The organism is Streptomyces sp. NPDC048275, assembly GCF_040652275.1.
Classification (GTDB): Bacteria; Actinomycetota; Actinomycetes; order Streptomycetales; family Streptomycetaceae; genus Streptomyces.
In genome coordinates, this window is sequence record NZ_JBEZLR010000251.1 from 1 (window position 1) to 1,545 (window position 1,545).

Sequence of the window (1,545 nt, forward strand, 5' to 3'; positions counted from 1 at the left end):
TGTCATGAGTGATGTATGATCAGGTGCATGAACCTGACGGAATGGGCTCGCGCGCAGGGGATCGCCCCGCGTACTGCGTACCGCTGGTTCCGTGAAGGCACGTTGCCGGTCCCTGCGGAACGGGTGGGACCGCGCACGATCCTGGTGAACATCGACGCGAACACCTCACCGCCCGTGACCGGTGGTGTGGGTCTGTATGCCCGTGTCTCCTCGCACGACCAGAAAGCCGACCTGGAGCGGCAGACCGCACGCTTGTCGGAGTGGGCTGCGAAGGCCGGGCACCGGGTGGTGCGGATCGAGTCGGAGATCGCCTCCGGGATGAACGGCGGGCGGACCAAGGCCCGTCGACTGCTGGCAGACCCCGCTGTGACCACGGTGGTGGTGGAGCACAAGGACCGGCTCGGCCGGATGAATGTCGAACTGGTCGAGGCCGCGCTGTCCGCCAGCGGGCGCCGCCTGGTGGTGCTGGATGACGGCGAGGTCGATGACGACCTGGTGCGCGACATGGTGGAGGTGCTGACCTCGTTCTGCGCCCGCCTGTATGGACGCCGGTCGGCGAAGAACCGCGCCCGCAAGGCCTTTGAGGCGGCCGAGCATGGCTGAGGCGAAGAAGAAGCAGCTCCGGCCGATCGACGACCCGTTCGTTTCTCTCGGCCCGTCCGGTGTCGCGATACGCGACCGTCTCAAGGGCCTTACCGTCGAGGACGACAAGGTGTTGCGCCTGATCGGCGAGCACCTGGGACGGCTGGCATCGCAGGATCTCAAGACGCGCTGCCGAGATGGTCTGGAACACAACAGCGACACGTGGGCGACCCGTAAACAGGGTCTGACCGCGGAGTCGTCCTCCCGCTGGGCCGGGTCGATCACGAAGGCCACCCACGATCAGTGGGCACTCTCGCGGCGCTGTCAGCTCGCGCACATCCACAACCTTGAGGCCGGTGTGCGGACGCTGATGCACCGGCTGTCCCAGCCGATCGGTGAGAAGGGCACCAGACGGGCGCCGGGCGGCTACCGCTCCGAGGGCGAGTGGTTCCACAAGTCCCGGCGCCTGGCGGCCCTGGAGCACCGTCTCGATGTTGCTCGCGCCGAGCGTGAGGACGGTGTCGTGCACGTCGTGCGCGGCGGCCAAAACCTCCTGGGTAACCGGCACAACCTTCAGGCCGCGCAGCTCACCGAACAGCGGTGGCGTGAGAGGTGGGAAGCCGAGCGCTGGTTCCTCGCCGCTGACGGCGAGTCGGGGAAGCGGTTCGGGAACGAGACGATCCGCGTCACCCCGGACGGCGAAGTATCCATCAAGTTGCCCGCCCCGCTCGCTCACCTGGCCAACAGTAAGCACGGCCGGTACGTCCTCGCCTCCAAGGTGGCGTTCCAGCATCGCGGCGCCGAGTGGCGCGACCGCATCGAGGCGAACCGGGCCGTGGCGTACCGCATCCACCTCGACGTGGCACGCGGGCGCTGGTACCTGACAGCCTCCTGGACACGCCCGGTGGTCAAGACCGTGCCGCTGGACGCGGCACGCGCCCGTGGCATGGTCGGCGTGGACAC

The 1,545-nt window shown here is 68.1% G+C and carries 1 protein-coding gene and 1 pseudogene; both read left to right on the plus strand.

Features of this window, described 5'->3' with window-relative positions; genetic code table 11:
• Positions 1-27 precede the first annotated feature (27 nt).
• On the plus strand, positions 28-603 hold the full coding sequence (locus tag AB0D57_RS47725) for an IS607 family transposase (protein WP_362088773.1): 576 nt from the start codon (positions 28-30) through the stop codon (positions 601-603).
• Positions 596-1,545, plus strand: a pseudogene (locus AB0D57_RS47730) (IS200/IS605 family accessory protein TnpB-related protein); the annotation flags it as partial. The gene AB0D57_RS47725 and the pseudogene AB0D57_RS47730, both read left to right, overlap by 8 nt.

Excerpts from the sequence above, each read along its gene's own strand:
- AB0D57_RS47725 (WP_362088773.1), top strand. The coding sequence starts at position 28 with ATGAACCTGACGGAATGGGCTCGCGCGCAGGGGATCGCCCCGCGTACT.